A 13,218-nucleotide genomic window follows, 5' to 3' on the forward strand; every position below is an offset into this window, starting at 1 on the left:
AGCTTTAATGAACGAACAACAGATTTTGCTGGCCTTCGGCGGCATTGGCGTGGCCGCACTCGGCTGCCAATGGCTGGCCTGGCGCCTGAAACTGCCGGCCATTCTGTTCCTGTTACTGACTGGGATTCTGGCAGGACCGGTACTGGGCTGGCTCGACCCTCAGGAAATGTTCGGCCCGCTGCTGATGCCACTGGTGTCGCTGGCGGTGGCGCTGATCCTGTTTGAGGGCAGCCTGACCCTGCACCTGTCGGAATGGAAGGAAATCGGCAGCGTGGTGCATCGCCTGGTCACGCTTGGCGCGCTGTCGACCTGGGCGGTGATCACCTTGGCGACTCACTGGCTGCTGGGTTTCGACTGGATGCTCGCACTGCTGTTCGGCACGCTGACCTTGGTCACAGGCCCGACCGTCATCGTTCCCATGTTGCGCGTGGTGCGCCCCAAGGCCTCCATCGCCAACATCCTGCGCTGGGAAGGCATTGTCATTGACCCTATCGGCGCCCTGCTGGCCGTCGTGGTGTACAGCTTCATCATCAGCCGCGCTTCCGGCGATGGCTTGAGCCATAGCCTGCTGACCTTCGGCGGGGTGATCGTCTGCGGCAGCCTGTTCGGGATAGCTGGCGGCTGGGTATTGGGGCAGATCATGCGGCGGCAGTGGTTGCCGGAATACCTGCATAACCTGGCGACGCTGGCCGGGGTGCTGGGGGTATTTATCGCCTCCAACGAAGTCATGCATGAATCCGGCTTGCTGGCGGTGACCCTGATGGGCATGTGGATGGCCAACATGAAGGGCGTGGATGTGCGGCACATTCTGCACTTCAAGGAGAACCTCAGCGTGCTGCTGATTTCCGGCCTGTTTATCCTGCTGGCGGCACGCCTGGACTTGAACGCCTTGATTGCGCTGGGACCGTTCGTATTGATCCTGTTGCTGATCATTCAATTCATCGCCCGCCCTTTAAATGTCGCGCTGTCGACCGTCGGTTCGAAACTGAATTGGCGGGAGCGCGCGCTGCTGGCATGGATCGCCCCGCGCGGGATTGTGGCGGCTGCGGTGTCGGCAATCTTTGCGATTCGCCTGGATGAAGCCGGGCACGCAGGTGCGCTGCTGTTGGTGCCACTCACCTTTGCGGTGATCATCGGCACCGTGGTGCTGCAAAGCGCGACCGCACGTCCCTTGGCCCGCCTGCTGAAAGTCGCCGAGCCCGCCCCCAGTGGCTTTCTGATCGTCGGCGCGAACGGCCCGGCACGCATCCTTGGCAAGGCCTTGCAGCAACTTGGCAGCCGCGTGCTGCTGACGGACTCAAGCTGGGAAAATATCCGCGCCAGTCGGATGGAAGGGCTTCCCACCTATTTCGGCAACCCGGCCTCCCAGCATGCCGAATCGCACCTGGACCTGGTTGGGCTTGGGCATTTGCTGGCGCTCTCCCCGTCCGGCGAACTGAACACCCTGGCCGCCATGCGTTTTCGTCACGACTTCGGCCACCGCCTGTTCACCCTGAGCAGCAGCCAGGAGAGCCGCCGCACCGATAAACACCGGGCCAGCCATGAGCACCGTGGCCAGTTGCTGGGCAGTCAACCCTTGAGTTACACCAAGCTCGCCAGCCTGTTGGGCCAAGGCGCCGAGCTGTATAGCACGCATCTCACAGAGGGCTTCGGCTGGGAGCAATACCAAACGCTCCATGGGGAACGCGCCACGCTGCTGTTTGCCCGAGATGTCAGCGGGTGGGTGCATGTGGTCACCCCGGACAGCAGTGTGAAGCCCGTAGCCGGTTGGACCTTGCTTGCGGTGATCCAACCCGAGAACCACACAACCGGCTGATCAGTCGGCAAACCCAGGCAATACCGGTACAGGGCGTTTGTCGGCGTCAATCGCGACAAAGCTGAACACGCCCTGGATCGCCTTCTCGCGACCATCGGCGCTCATGCTCTCGACGAACACTTCCACTTCAACCTTGAGGCTGGTGTTGCCGACCTTGATCACGCGGCCGATCAGCTCAACGATGGAGCCGGCCGGGATCGCGTGGTTGAAGTCGATGCGGTCGGTGGAGACCGTCACCAGCGGCAGGCGACAGAAACGGGTGGCCGTAATGAACGACACTTCATCCATCCAGGCCAAGGCGGTGCCGCCAAACAAGGTGTTGTGGTGGTTGGTGGTCGGCGGGAACACGGCCTTGGTCACGTGGGTCACGGACAGGTCGGTGCGGCGCTGGATTTCTTCGAGGCGGGTGGTCATGGACAAATACCGGCAGATAGACAAATTTCAGGCACAAAAAAGCAGCCCGTAGGCTGCTTTTTTCTGCATCAGGAAGCTGGACTTAAGCCAGTTTTTCCTTGATGCGAGCTGCTTTACCGGACAGGTCACGCAGGTAGTACAGCTTGGCTTTACGTACGTCACCGCGACGCTTGACGGCCATGCTGTCGATTTGCGGGCTGTAGGTCTGGAAAGTACGCTCTACGCCAACACCGTTGGAGATTTTACGAACAGTGAAAGCACTGTTCACACCACGGTTACGCTTGGCGATTACCACGCCTTCGAACGCTTGCAGACGCGAACGGTCGCCTTCCTTCACTTTCACCTGAACGACAATGGTGTCGCCCGGGGCAAAGGTAGGGATCTCTTTGGTCATCTGCTCTGCTTCGAGTGCAAGGATGATTTTGTTAGTCATGCTGTGCTCCTAAGGTAAGTCAATGGACCTACCATCGATACGTTGTTAACTATCGTCCCGCGCGAGGATGTATTCCTCGAGCAGCTTCTTCTCTTCTCCAGAAAGCGAGCGGCTTTCCAGAAGATCGGCGCGTCGTTCATAGGTCCGACCAAGGGACTGCTGTAAACGCCAACGCCGGATGTGTGCGTGATTGCCACTTAGCAATACGTCGGGAACACGCTGATCCGCATACACCTCCGGTCGGGTGTAGTGCGGGCAATCCAGCAAACCATCCGTGAAGGAATCTTCCTCCGCGGAGTCCGCATGCCCTAAAGCTCCAGGCAGCAGTCGTGTAACCGCATCTATCAGGACCATCGCCGGCAGCTCGCCGCCAGACAGGACATAGTCCCCAATCGACCACTCTTCATCGACATGAGCTTCAATAAAACGCTCGTCAATGCCTTCATAACGACCGGCAATCAGGATCAGTGCTTCCTCATTCGCCAGTTCGCGGACCCCAGCCTGTTTCAGCTGACGGCCTTGAGGGGACAGGTAAATTACCTTCGCCCTCTCCCCGGCGGCAGCCTTGGCCTGAACCAACGCGTCTTCCAGGGGCTTGATCTTCATCACCATGCCCGGACCACCGCCAAATGGGCGATCGTCTACAGTGTGATGTCGATCCGTCGTGTAGTCTCGCGGGTTCCAACAGGTGAGCTGCAACAGCCCCTGTTTCACCGCCCGACTGGTGATGCCGTACTCGCTGATGGCGGAAAACATCTCGGGAAACAAACTGATCACTTCAATGCGCAAATTAGCCACGCTTAGAAGTCCGCGTCCCATTCCACCTTCATCTCGCCCGCGACCAGGTCGACGGCCAACACGCATTGCGCCGTATAGGGCAACAGGCGTTCGCGATCATCCAGGCTGCCAGCGCAAGGCTTGACCACCATTACATCATTGGCGCCGGTTTCCAGAAGATGATCGATTTTCCCGAACAATTGCCCGAGTTGATCAATAACCTTCAGACCTTCCAGCTGGTACCAGTAGTACTCGCCGTCGGTCAATTCAGGGAACAGGTTGCGCGGCACGCAGATCTCATAACCGGCCAGAAGACGAGCTTCTTCACGGTCATCAAGACCCTTGAGCTTTGCGACCAGGAACTTGTCGCTCCCGCGTCCACTGACCAGCTCAACCTGCTTCACACTACCTTCGCGCTTGAGCGTCCAGGTCTTGTACTGCAACAGGTTTTCAGTCGGATCAGTAAAGGAATACACCTTCACTTCGCCGCGAACGCCATGAACAGAGTAAATCTTGCCGATAACGATCAAATCATCAGCAACAGCTGGCGTCGCGTTCATATTGCTCAGGCTGCGGCCTTAGCCGAGTCCTTCAACAGTTTTGCAACGCGCTCGGATGGCTGTGCACCCACGCTCAGCCAGTAGGCTACGCGCTCTTGGTTCACGGACAGACGAACTTCTTGACCACGAGCAACAGGGTTGAAGAAACCAACCTGTTCCTTGTGCGAACCGTCACGCGGGTTGCGGCTGTCGGTTACGGTCAAGTGGTAAAACGGGCGCTTTTTGGAGCCGCCAAGGGCAAGACGGATTGTTAGCATGTGAACATCGTTCCTGTAGTCGGTGCTGCAAATCTAAATGCACAGCGGGCATAGGTGCCCGAAAGGCCGCATATTCTAAGGAATATCCGGACTTTTGCAAATGTCTTTTTCTGGCGCCTATCAGCGTGCCACTCAGATCTGCTATAGAGCCGTCGGTTAAAACGGCGAGTCAGCGCCCGCCAACGGCGGGTTTGCTGGAGATCCCACGTCCTTGTGGGTCGGAGCAAAAGCGGGCTTTTGCTCGAATTCTTTACATTTTGGGCATACCGCCGCCGGGCAACATACCGCCCATGCCGCGCATCATCTTGGCCATTCCGCCTTTTGCGGAGAATTTCTTCATCATCTTCTGCATCTGCTTGTGCTGCTTGATCAAGCGACCGATGTCCTGCACCTGGGTGCCGGAACCCATGGCGATCCGGCGTTTGCGCGAACCGCTGATCAGCTCAGGGTCGCGGCGCTCGGCCGGGGTCATGGAATTGATGATGGCTTCCATCTGCTTGAACTGCTTCTCTGCCGCACCCTGGGCATTGCCCATCTGCGCCAGGTTCACACCGCCGATGTTCGGCAGCTTGTCCATCAGGCCGCCGAGGCCGCCCATGTTCTTCATCTGTTGCAGCTGGTCGCGGAAGTCTTCGAGGTCGAAGCCCTTGCCCTTCTTCAGCTTCTTGGCCAGTTTATCGGCCTTGTCCTTGTCGAGGGTAGCTTCGGCCTGTTCGATCAGGCTGAGCACGTCGCCCATGCCGAGGATGCGCGAGGCGATACGCTCCGGGTGGAACGGTTCGAGCGCTTCGCTCTTCTCGCCCATACCGATGAACTTGATCGGCTTGCCGGTGATGGCACGTACCGACAGCGCGGCACCGCCACGGGCGTCACCGTCGACCTTGGTCAGGATCACGCCGGTCAGTGGCAGCGCATCACCAAAGGCCTTGGCGGTGTTGGCCGCATCCTGGCCGGTCATGGCGTCGACCACGAACAGCGTCTCGACCGGGTTGATCGCGGCATGCAGCGCCTTGATCTCGCCCATCATCTCTTCGTCGATGTGCAGGCGACCGGCGGTATCGACGATGACCACGTCGATGAATTTCAGCTTGGCTTCTTTAATAGCCGCGTTGGCGATGTCGACCGGCTTCTGGCTCAGGTCGGACGGGAAGAAGGTCACGCCCACTTCGCCCGCGAGCATTTCCAACTGCTTGATAGCGGCCGGACGGTAGACGTCAGCCGACACCACCATCACGGACTTCTTCTTGCGCTCTTTAAGGAAGCGCGCCAACTTGCCAGCGGTGGTGGTCTTACCCGCACCCTGCAGACCGGCCATCAGCACCACGGCCGGTGGCACGGCGCTGAGGTTCAAATCTTCGTTGGCCGCGCCCATCAGGCTTTCGAGTTCGGCCTGGACAATCTTCACGAACGCCTGGCCCGGTGTCAGGCTGCGGGACACTTCGGTGCCTACCGCGCGCTCTTTGACCGAGTTAACGAAGTCCTTCACCACCGGCAAGGCGACGTCGGCTTCCAGCAACGCCATGCGCACTTCGCGCAGGGTGTCTTTAATATTGTCCTCGGTCAGCTTGGCCTTGCCGGTGACGTGGCGCAGCGTCTGCGAGAGACGGTCAGTCAGATTTTCAAACATGCGCGATCCTTTCAGGCCCTATTCATAGACCGAGGTAATGGCGGCCCAGGCTGTGGTAAATCGCTATTAAAAACAGCGCTCGGCGAGCCTGCGGCGTGGGCAGGTCGCGGATTATAGCGAAGACTGCCGCCATGCACACCCGCTGTCTGGCCTGAGAGTCTTTCGTGTTACGCGGGGGTATGCCAAACTCAGCGCCTTTCGGGCTTGCCTAACAGGATTTATGCTCCCTTTGTCACCCAGTTTGCTACCCAGCCTCGCCGCCGCCATTTTGTATGCCGCTGCGACTCTCTACCAGGGCACTCGTCTGGCCCAAGGCGCCAAGGCGGACAAACGCCTGCTCGTCGGCTTGGGTGTGCTCGCCCTGCTGGCCCATGCTGCCAGCCTGTTTACCCATTTGATGACCCCCGTCGGCCTGGGCCTGGATTTTTTCAGTGCCGCCAGCCTGATCGCAGCCGCCGTCATCGCATTGACCCTGCTGGCCTGCTACCGGATTCCCGTCGAGAATCTGCTGGTGCTGCTATTCCCGCTGGGCATGCTGACGGTGCTGATGGCGCAATTCGCCCCGACCGGCACGGTGCAAGTGATTGATGAAGAACCGGGCATCCTCGCGCATATCCTGCTGTCGATCCTGGCCTACGGCATGTTCACCATCGCGGTGTTCCAGGCCCTGCTCCTGCTGCTGCAAGACCACCAGCTCAAGCACAAGCACCCCTCGGGGCTGATCAAGAACTTCCCGCCGCTGCAAACCATGGAAAGCCTGCTGTTCGGCTTCCTGTGGGCCGGTTGGACGCTGCTGTCGCTGTCGCTGATCTCCGGCTGGCTGTTCGTCGAAAACCTGTTCGCCCAGCACCTGGTGCACAAGACCCTGCTGGCGTGCCTGGCCTGGGTGGTGTTCAGCGTGTTGCTGTGGGGCCGCAACCGCCTCGGCTGGCGCGGACACAAGGCGATCCGCTGGACCCTGGCCGGTTTCTGCCTGCTGATGCTGGCCTATTTCGGCAGCAAGCTGGTCCGCGAATACATCCTGCATATCTGACGGGCAGCCATCATGGACAACTTGCCCCTGGAGCCAATGCTCGCGGTAATCGCCCTGCTGGTCTTATGGGCCGCATTGTTCACCGCCATCGAAGCCGCGCAACAACACCTGCTGGCCCTGCGCCCCGGCACACGCCAGGGCGACAAGGCCGCCGCCCGCCTGAGCTTCCCGCGCAACAGCCTGATCTTGTGCAACAGCCTGTGTCGCGCCGCCGTGGTGATCCTCTGCACGCTGCTGGCTATCTACGCCTGGGCGCAGAATGGGCCTTGGCTGGGCTGGATGATTTCCTGCGCGATCCTGTTGATACTGGCTGACTACCTGCCCCGCGCCCTCGCCGTCCGCCATCCGCAGGCCGTGCTGGGCTTTGGCAATACGCTGTTGGGCGTGCCGCTGAAAATCCTTTACCCGCTGGCCTGGCTGCTCAATGGCATCAGCCTGTTGCTGCTGCGCCCGTTCGCACGTAAATCCGGCATCGTGAAAAAGAGCGACGAACCGCTGCCCGACCATGACGACGAGCCGGAAGCCGAATCCGACGAAAGCCGCACCCCAGGCATGCCCGGCATCCACGCCCTGGACAACATCACCGTCAACGACATCCTGGTGCCACGCAGCGAAGTGGACGGTATCAACCTGGATGACTCGATCGAAGCAATCATCGAGCAACTGCGCACCTCCCAGCGCACGCGCCTGCCGGTGTTCCACAGTGACATCAACCAGGTCCAGGCGGTGCTCAATACCCGGCAGATCCAACACCTGCTGCCCGACGCCAGCCTGACCAAAGAGGCGTTGCTCGCTGCCTGCCACGAACCCTACTTCGTCCCGGAAAGCACGCCCCTGCAACTGCAACTGCTGAACTTCCACAAGCAGCAGCGGCGCCTGGGCATGGTGGTGGATGAATACGGCGAAGTGCTGGGTATCGTGACCCTGGAAGATATCCTCGAAGAAATCGTCGGCGAATTCGAAAGCGAACAGAGCGCCGACAACCCGCACATCGAGCCCCAGCCGGACGGCCGCTACATCATCGATGGCGCCGCCTCGATCCGCGAGCTGAACAAAAGCCTGAACTGGCACCTGCCCAGCGACGGCCCCAAGACCCTCAATGGCCTGGTCACCGAAGCGCTGGAGACCATTCCCGATTGCGCGGTATGCCTGAAAATCGGACGCTATCGCCTCGAAATCCTCGAGACCGAGGACAACCGCGTGAGCAAGGTGCTGATCTGGCACACCAGCCGGATGCCGGTCGCCGTTTAACCCCCTTGTTGGATCCGCAAACCCCTTCCTATAATCGGGGCGGCTTACCAGAGCCGCGCCCGACCGCGTGCTACCCGCACCCAGCGTGTCCAGGCACCGCTTTATCGTGTCTGACCGGTGTTCGCTCCCATCCCGAGCCCTCCCGCGCACAACCCTGATCCATGGGTGTTCGACCAATAATAATCCGCGTCCAAACGCGCAATGACCATCAGGGACACCACCATGAGCACCACGTATAACGAGGCCGCGCCCGCCGCCGCCCCGACCAACTCGACCGCACGGGTCGCCACGGCGAGCATCGTCGGCACCGCCATCGAGTTCTACGACTTCTATATCTACGCCACGGCCGCTGCGCTGGTGATCGGCCCGGTGTTCTTCCCGCAGACCTCCGGCACCGCACAGATGCTGGCGTCGTTCCTGACGTTTGGTATCGCCTTTATCGCCCGCCCGCTGGGCTCGGCGCTGTTCGGCCACTTTGGCGACCGCATCGGGCGTAAGTCCACACTGGTGGCGTCCTTGCTGCTGATGGGCGTGTGTACCACGCTGATAGGCTTACTGCCCGGCTATGACAGCATCGGGGCCTGGGCGCCGATCCTCTTGTGCGTGCTGCGTTTCGGCCAGGGCCTGGGCTTGGGCGGTGAATGGGGCGGCGCGGCGCTGCTGGCGACCGAGAATGCGCCCAAGGGCAAACGTGCCTGGTTCGGCATGTTCCCGCAGCTGGGCCCTTCGATCGGCTTCCTGGCGGCCAACGGTCTGTTCCTGATCCTGGCCATGAGCCTGAACGACGAACAATTCCGCAGCTGGGGCTGGCGCATCCCGTTCATCCTAAGCGCTGCGCTGGTGATGGTTGGTCTGTATGCACGGCTGAAGCTGCACGAGACGCCCGTGTTCGCCAACGCCGTCGCCAAGGAAGCGCCGGTCAAGGTGCCGCTGGTGGAATTGTTCAGCCAGCATTGGCTGCCGGTGTTGCTGGGCGCTGCGTCGATGGTGGTGTGTTATGCGCTGTTCTACATCACCACCGCATTCTCCCTGAGTTACGGCGTTTCAACCTTGGGCTACAGCCGCGAGACCTTCCTCGGCCTGCTGTGCTTTGCGGTGCTGTTCATGGGACTGGCGACGCCATTGGCGGCCTTGGCCAGCGACCGCTACGGGCGCAAGCCGGTGCTGATTGTCGGCGCGATCCTGGCGATCCTGTCAGGCTTCACCATGGAGCCGCTGCTGACCCACGGCTCGACGTGGGCCGTAGCGCTGTTCCTGGCCTTGGAGCTGTTCCTGATGGGCGTGACCTTCGCGCCGATGGGCGCCATGCTGCCGGAGCTGTTCCCGACCCGCGTGCGTTATACCGGTGCTTCGGCGGCGTATAACCTGGGGGGGATTGTGGGCGCGTCGGCCGCACCGTTCTTCGCGACCAAGCTGGTGGCGATGGGAGGGCTGAGTTATGTCGGTGGGTATGTGTCGGCGGCAGCGTTGCTCAGCTTGATTGCTGTGCTGTGCCTGAAAGAGACGCGGGACAATGATTTGAACAAGGTCGTCTGATAGACCGCTTTCGCCGGCAAGCCGGCTCCTACAGGAGCTGGTTTGCCGGCGATAGACGCGACGCGGTTACAGCTCTACAACAACAGCCTTCGAAGCACGGGTCGCTTTAGCACGAGCCGCTTCAATCGACTCATCCCGCGCCAACGCCACACCCATCCGACGCTGGCCATTCACTTCCGGCTTACCAAACAGACGCAACGCCGTGTCCGGCTCGCTCAATGCCGCGCCAAGGTTGGCGAACGCCGTCTGAGTCGACTGCCCTTCCACAAGGATCACCGCCGAAGCCGAAGGCCCGAACTGACGGATCAACGGGATCGGCAAGCCCAAGATGGCGCGAGCGTGCAGGGCAAACTGCGACAGGTCCTGGGAAATCAGGGTCACCAAACCGGTGTCATGCGGGCGCGGCGAGACTTCGCTGAACCACACCTGATCACCCTTGATGAACAGCTCAACGCCAAACAGGCCACGCCCACCCAGTGACTCGGTCACTGCCTTGGCAACGCGCTCGGATTCGGCCAAGGCAATCGGGCTCATGGCCTGCGGCTGCCAGGATTCCTGGTAGTCGCCCTTCTCCTGACGATGGCCAACCGGTGCGCAGAACGTGGTGCCGCCGACATGACGCACAGTCAGCAGGGTGATTTCATAGTCGAAGTCGATAAAGCCTTCAATGATCACGCGGCCTTTGCCGGCACGGCCACCTTCCTGGGCGTAGTCCCAGGCTTTCTGCACGTCATCAGCGCTGCGCAAGAGGCTCTGGCCCTTGCCCGACGAACTCATCACTGGCTTGACCACGCACGGGAAGCCCAGGTCTTGCACGGCCTTGCTGTAGTCTTCGAACGTATCGGCGAAGTGGTACGGCGAGGTCGGCAGGTCCAGCTCTTCAGCGGCCAGGCGGCGGATGCCTTCACGGTTCATGGTCAGCGAAGTGGCGCGCGCGGTCGGGATCACGGTGAAGCCTTCGGCTTCCAGTTCTACCAGGGTGGCGGTGGCGATGGCTTCGATTTCCGGCACGATGAAGTGCGGTTTCTCGGCCTCGATCACCGCACGCAGCGCGGCGCCGTCGAGCATGTTAATCACATGGCTACGGTGCGCCACCTGCATGGCCGGCGCATTGGCGTAGCGATCCACGGCAATCACTTCAACGCCCAGGCGTTGCAGTTCGATTACCACTTCCTTGCCCAGCTCACCGCAGCCACACAGCAAAACGCGGGTCGCGGTTGGCGACAATGGAGTTCCGATTCGGGTCATCTCAGGTCCTCAGGGGAGCGGATCATTGGGAGAAAGGCCGGCATTTTACATGAACTGCAGCAATTGGCCTCAGTTGGCGACAGCGCGCTTGCGGATGCGCCAGGCCATGACCAGCCACACCACCGTGACCCCGGCGAATTTCGACACCAGCGCAGTGCCGGCGACCGCAGGCGTCAACGCGCCGATCAGGCCGAAGAAGATAAAAGTGTCGAGGGGAATGCTCAGCGCCGAACTGATCCACAGCCGATCGTGCAGCGGGCGCTTGGTGATGCTGAACACCAGCCAGTCGATGCACTCGGACACCGCGAACGCCGTGGCGCTGGCCAGGGCGATGGCCGGGTCGGACGTGACGTACGACAGCACCAGTGCAGCCAGCATGGCGATGATCGCGCCGTGGCCGAAGCGGGTTTGCACCATGTCGCGCAGGATAAAGACCAGGCCACCCCAGGCGGACCAGATGACGTCCAGGTGCGGGGCGGTGGAGAAGGCGAAGTTGATCAGCACGACGCTGCTGATGTAGGCGATCAGGAAGAGCATGGGGGATGGGCCTGTGGGTGATGGCGCACAGGGTAATGCACCGCAACCTTTGTGGCGAGCGGGCTTGCCCCGCGCTGGGCTGCGCAGCAGCCCTACAACCTGCCACCGGGACATATCAGGCACACTGCGTTGGGCTTATTGGGGCGGCTACGCCACCCAACGCGGGGCAAGCCCGCTCGCCACAAAAAAACACTTGTCACAGAAAGCCTACAGTCAGACGCTGCTTTTTCCGGGCATCATCCACACCAACCCACTCGCCACCGCCCGCTCATGGCACAACCCCAACACCACCCGGCGCTCGGCATTGTCCATGCGGCTCCAACGCGTAATCTCATCCACCGTGCGCTGGCAGCCGGTGCAAATATCGTCATCGTCCAGCGCACAAATGCTCACGCACGGCGACGCAACGGGGCGTTCAGTCGGGTTCATTCTTCCTGCTCGACCAGGTCACGCGCATAACGCTGCGAGTTGTGCACATAGTGCGCGGCGCTGGCTTCAAGCATACGTTTCTGCGCGTCGGTCAATTCACGCACCACCTTGCCCGGCGAGCCCATCACCAGCGAACCATCAGGAATTTCCTTGCCTTCACCGATCAGCGAATTGGCGCCGATGATGCAATGCTTGCCGATCTTGGCGCCGTTGAGGATCACCGCGTTGATGCCGATCAGGCTGTAATCATCCACCGTGCAACCATGCAACATCGCGTTATGGCCAATGGTCACGCCGGTGCCCAGGGTCAGCGGGTAGCCCATGTCGGTGTGCATCACGCTACCGTCCTGCACGTTGCTGTTCTTGCCAATCAGGATCAGTTCGTTGTCGCCACGCAACACCGCGTTGAACCAGACGTTGGCGCCCTCCTCCAGCTTGACCTTGCCCACCAGCGTGGCATTCGGTGCCACCCAGCTGTGTGGATGCGTCTCGACGCGGGCGTCGCCCAGGCGGTATTTCATGGTGTTTCCTCACGGCGTTGCCATTCAAGCGATGGCTTAGATGTTGATGAAACTCTTGGGGGGTTGGTGCAGGCTGATCTGGGCGTCGTCATAGAGCAAATTGATCAACTCGACGATCATGATCGCCGTCAGCCCCCAGATCTTGTATTCGCCGAATCGATAGCTCGGCACGTACCAACTACGGCCCTGGTAATCGATCCTGTGGGTATGTTCGCGCGGGTCCTGTCGGAAGAAGTCCAAAGGCACGCTGAAGACGGCAGCAATTTCGGCATCGTTGGCCAGGTATTCGACGTAATCGGGGATGACGCCGACATACGGCGTAACCCGAATGCCATGCAGGGAGATCAATGGGCTGAGCGGGCCGATGACTTCCACCAGGCCGGGCGGCAGGCCAATCTCTTCTTCAGCCTCGCGCAGCGCGGTGAAAATCAGGTCAGGGTCTTCGGGGTCACGGCGTCCACCGGGAAAGGCCACTTCGCCACCATGGGTCGACAGGCCACTGGCGCGCAGGGTCAGGATCAGCTCAGGTTCGTCACTGCGGGTAATCGGCACCAGCACCGCGGCCTCGGGGAAACGCCCGTCGGTCTCAAGCGTATGGGGGGTGTGATTGCTTACCCGGCGAAGTAGCTCGTCCAGCATGAGTCATCTCGGTCTGTTGGCTACCTTGCATCATGCACCAAAGCTCGCGGGTGCCCAACCCCAAAACCCGCGCCGTGTCGCTAAACGACAACTTGTTGCAGCGCCCTGCCTGCCACGCCAAGATAGACGCACTTTCCAGG

General features: G+C 60.8%; 15 protein-coding genes. 4 read left to right on the forward strand and 11 right to left on the reverse strand.

The window, feature by feature from the left end; all coding sequences use genetic code 11:
* Positions 1 to 7 precede the first annotated feature (7 nt).
* Positions 8 to 1,816, forward strand: a complete 1,809-nt coding sequence (locus ACP7EW_RS08070; RefSeq protein ID WP_426216291.1) for a cation:proton antiporter — start codon at positions 8 to 10, stop codon at positions 1,814 to 1,816.
* Here ACP7EW_RS08070 and ACP7EW_RS08075 read toward each other — a convergent pair whose 3' ends face one another.
* The 6 genes from ACP7EW_RS08075 to ffh form a co-directional block, all read right to left on the reverse strand.
* Positions 1,817 to 2,230 (reverse strand): acyl-CoA thioesterase, encoded by a 414-nt coding sequence (locus tag ACP7EW_RS08075; protein ID WP_016977715.1) that lies wholly within the window; start codon positions 2,228 to 2,230, stop codon positions 1,817 to 1,819.
* An 82-nt stretch (positions 2,231 to 2,312) separates the two neighbouring features.
* Positions 2,313 to 2,663, reverse strand: coding sequence for a 50S ribosomal protein L19 (gene rplS, locus ACP7EW_RS08080; protein WP_003175895.1), 351 nt, complete (start codon positions 2,661 to 2,663; stop codon positions 2,313 to 2,315).
* A 45-nt stretch (positions 2,664 to 2,708) separates the two neighbouring features.
* A complete protein-coding gene (trmD, locus tag ACP7EW_RS08085) occupies positions 2,709 to 3,482 on the reverse strand; it encodes a tRNA (guanosine(37)-N1)-methyltransferase TrmD (RefSeq protein WP_426216293.1) in 774 nt (257 codons plus the stop codon).
* Complete coding sequence (gene rimM, locus ACP7EW_RS08090; protein WP_016977713.1) at positions 3,464 to 4,000, reverse strand: ribosome maturation factor RimM; 537 nt, start codon at positions 3,998 to 4,000, stop codon at positions 3,464 to 3,466. Before rimM ends, trmD begins: the two co-directional genes overlap by 19 nt.
* A gap of 5 nt (positions 4,001 to 4,005) precedes the next feature.
* Complete coding sequence (gene rpsP, locus ACP7EW_RS08095) at positions 4,006 to 4,257, reverse strand: 30S ribosomal protein S16 (RefSeq protein ID WP_003175899.1); 252 nt, start codon at positions 4,255 to 4,257, stop codon at positions 4,006 to 4,008.
* A 250-nt stretch (positions 4,258 to 4,507) separates the two neighbouring features.
* A complete protein-coding gene (ffh, locus tag ACP7EW_RS08100; protein ID WP_003193965.1) occupies positions 4,508 to 5,884 on the reverse strand; it encodes a signal recognition particle protein in 1,377 nt (458 codons plus the stop codon).
* A 220-nt stretch (positions 5,885 to 6,104) separates the two neighbouring features.
* On the opposite strand from ffh, the gene ACP7EW_RS08105 reads away from it, so the two are divergent.
* The 3 genes from ACP7EW_RS08105 (at position 6,105) to ACP7EW_RS08115 (ending at position 9,704) form a co-directional block, all read left to right on the forward strand.
* A complete protein-coding gene (locus ACP7EW_RS08105; RefSeq protein ID WP_016977712.1) occupies positions 6,105 to 6,917 on the forward strand; it encodes a cytochrome C assembly family protein in 813 nt (270 codons plus the stop codon).
* A 12-nt stretch (positions 6,918 to 6,929) separates the two neighbouring features.
* The gene (locus ACP7EW_RS08110) at positions 6,930 to 8,168 is read left to right on the forward strand and encodes a transporter associated domain-containing protein (protein WP_426216296.1); all 1,239 of its coding nucleotides are present in this window, start codon (positions 6,930 to 6,932) and stop codon (positions 8,166 to 8,168) included.
* 222 nt (positions 8,169 to 8,390) lie between these two features.
* Entirely contained in the window at positions 8,391 to 9,704 is a 1,314-nt protein-coding gene (locus tag ACP7EW_RS08115; protein ID WP_033898588.1) for an MFS transporter, read from the forward strand.
* Positions 9,705 to 9,770: 66 nt separating this feature from the next.
* On the opposite strand, the gene purT is transcribed toward ACP7EW_RS08115, so the two are convergent.
* From purT to ACP7EW_RS08140, 5 genes are all read right to left on the reverse strand, one after another.
* Positions 9,771 to 10,952, reverse strand: a complete 1,182-nt coding sequence (gene purT, locus ACP7EW_RS08120) for a formate-dependent phosphoribosylglycinamide formyltransferase (RefSeq protein WP_065874562.1) — start codon at positions 10,950 to 10,952, stop codon at positions 9,771 to 9,773.
* A 69-nt stretch (positions 10,953 to 11,021) separates the two neighbouring features.
* Positions 11,022 to 11,489, reverse strand: coding sequence for a preQ0 transporter (locus ACP7EW_RS08125; RefSeq protein ID WP_426216298.1), 468 nt, complete (start codon positions 11,487 to 11,489; stop codon positions 11,022 to 11,024).
* Positions 11,490 to 11,702: 213 nt separating this feature from the next.
* Complete coding sequence (locus tag ACP7EW_RS08130) at positions 11,703 to 11,918, reverse strand: DUF1289 domain-containing protein (RefSeq protein WP_426216300.1); 216 nt, start codon at positions 11,916 to 11,918, stop codon at positions 11,703 to 11,705.
* Complete coding sequence (locus tag ACP7EW_RS08135) at positions 11,915 to 12,439, reverse strand: gamma carbonic anhydrase family protein (RefSeq protein ID WP_028617818.1); 525 nt, start codon at positions 12,437 to 12,439, stop codon at positions 11,915 to 11,917. Before ACP7EW_RS08135 ends, ACP7EW_RS08130 begins: the two co-directional genes overlap by 4 nt.
* Positions 12,440 to 12,475: 36 nt before the next feature.
* The gene (locus ACP7EW_RS08140; RefSeq protein ID WP_033898592.1) at positions 12,476 to 13,078 is read right to left on the reverse strand and encodes a CoA pyrophosphatase; all 603 of its coding nucleotides are present in this window, start codon (positions 13,076 to 13,078) and stop codon (positions 12,476 to 12,478) included.
* Between the last annotated feature and the right edge of the window lie 140 nt (positions 13,079 to 13,218).

This window comes from Pseudomonas sp. DWRC2-2 (assembly GCF_049897885.1).
GTDB classification, from domain to species: Bacteria; Pseudomonadota; Gammaproteobacteria; order Pseudomonadales; family Pseudomonadaceae; genus Aquipseudomonas; species Aquipseudomonas azotoformans_A.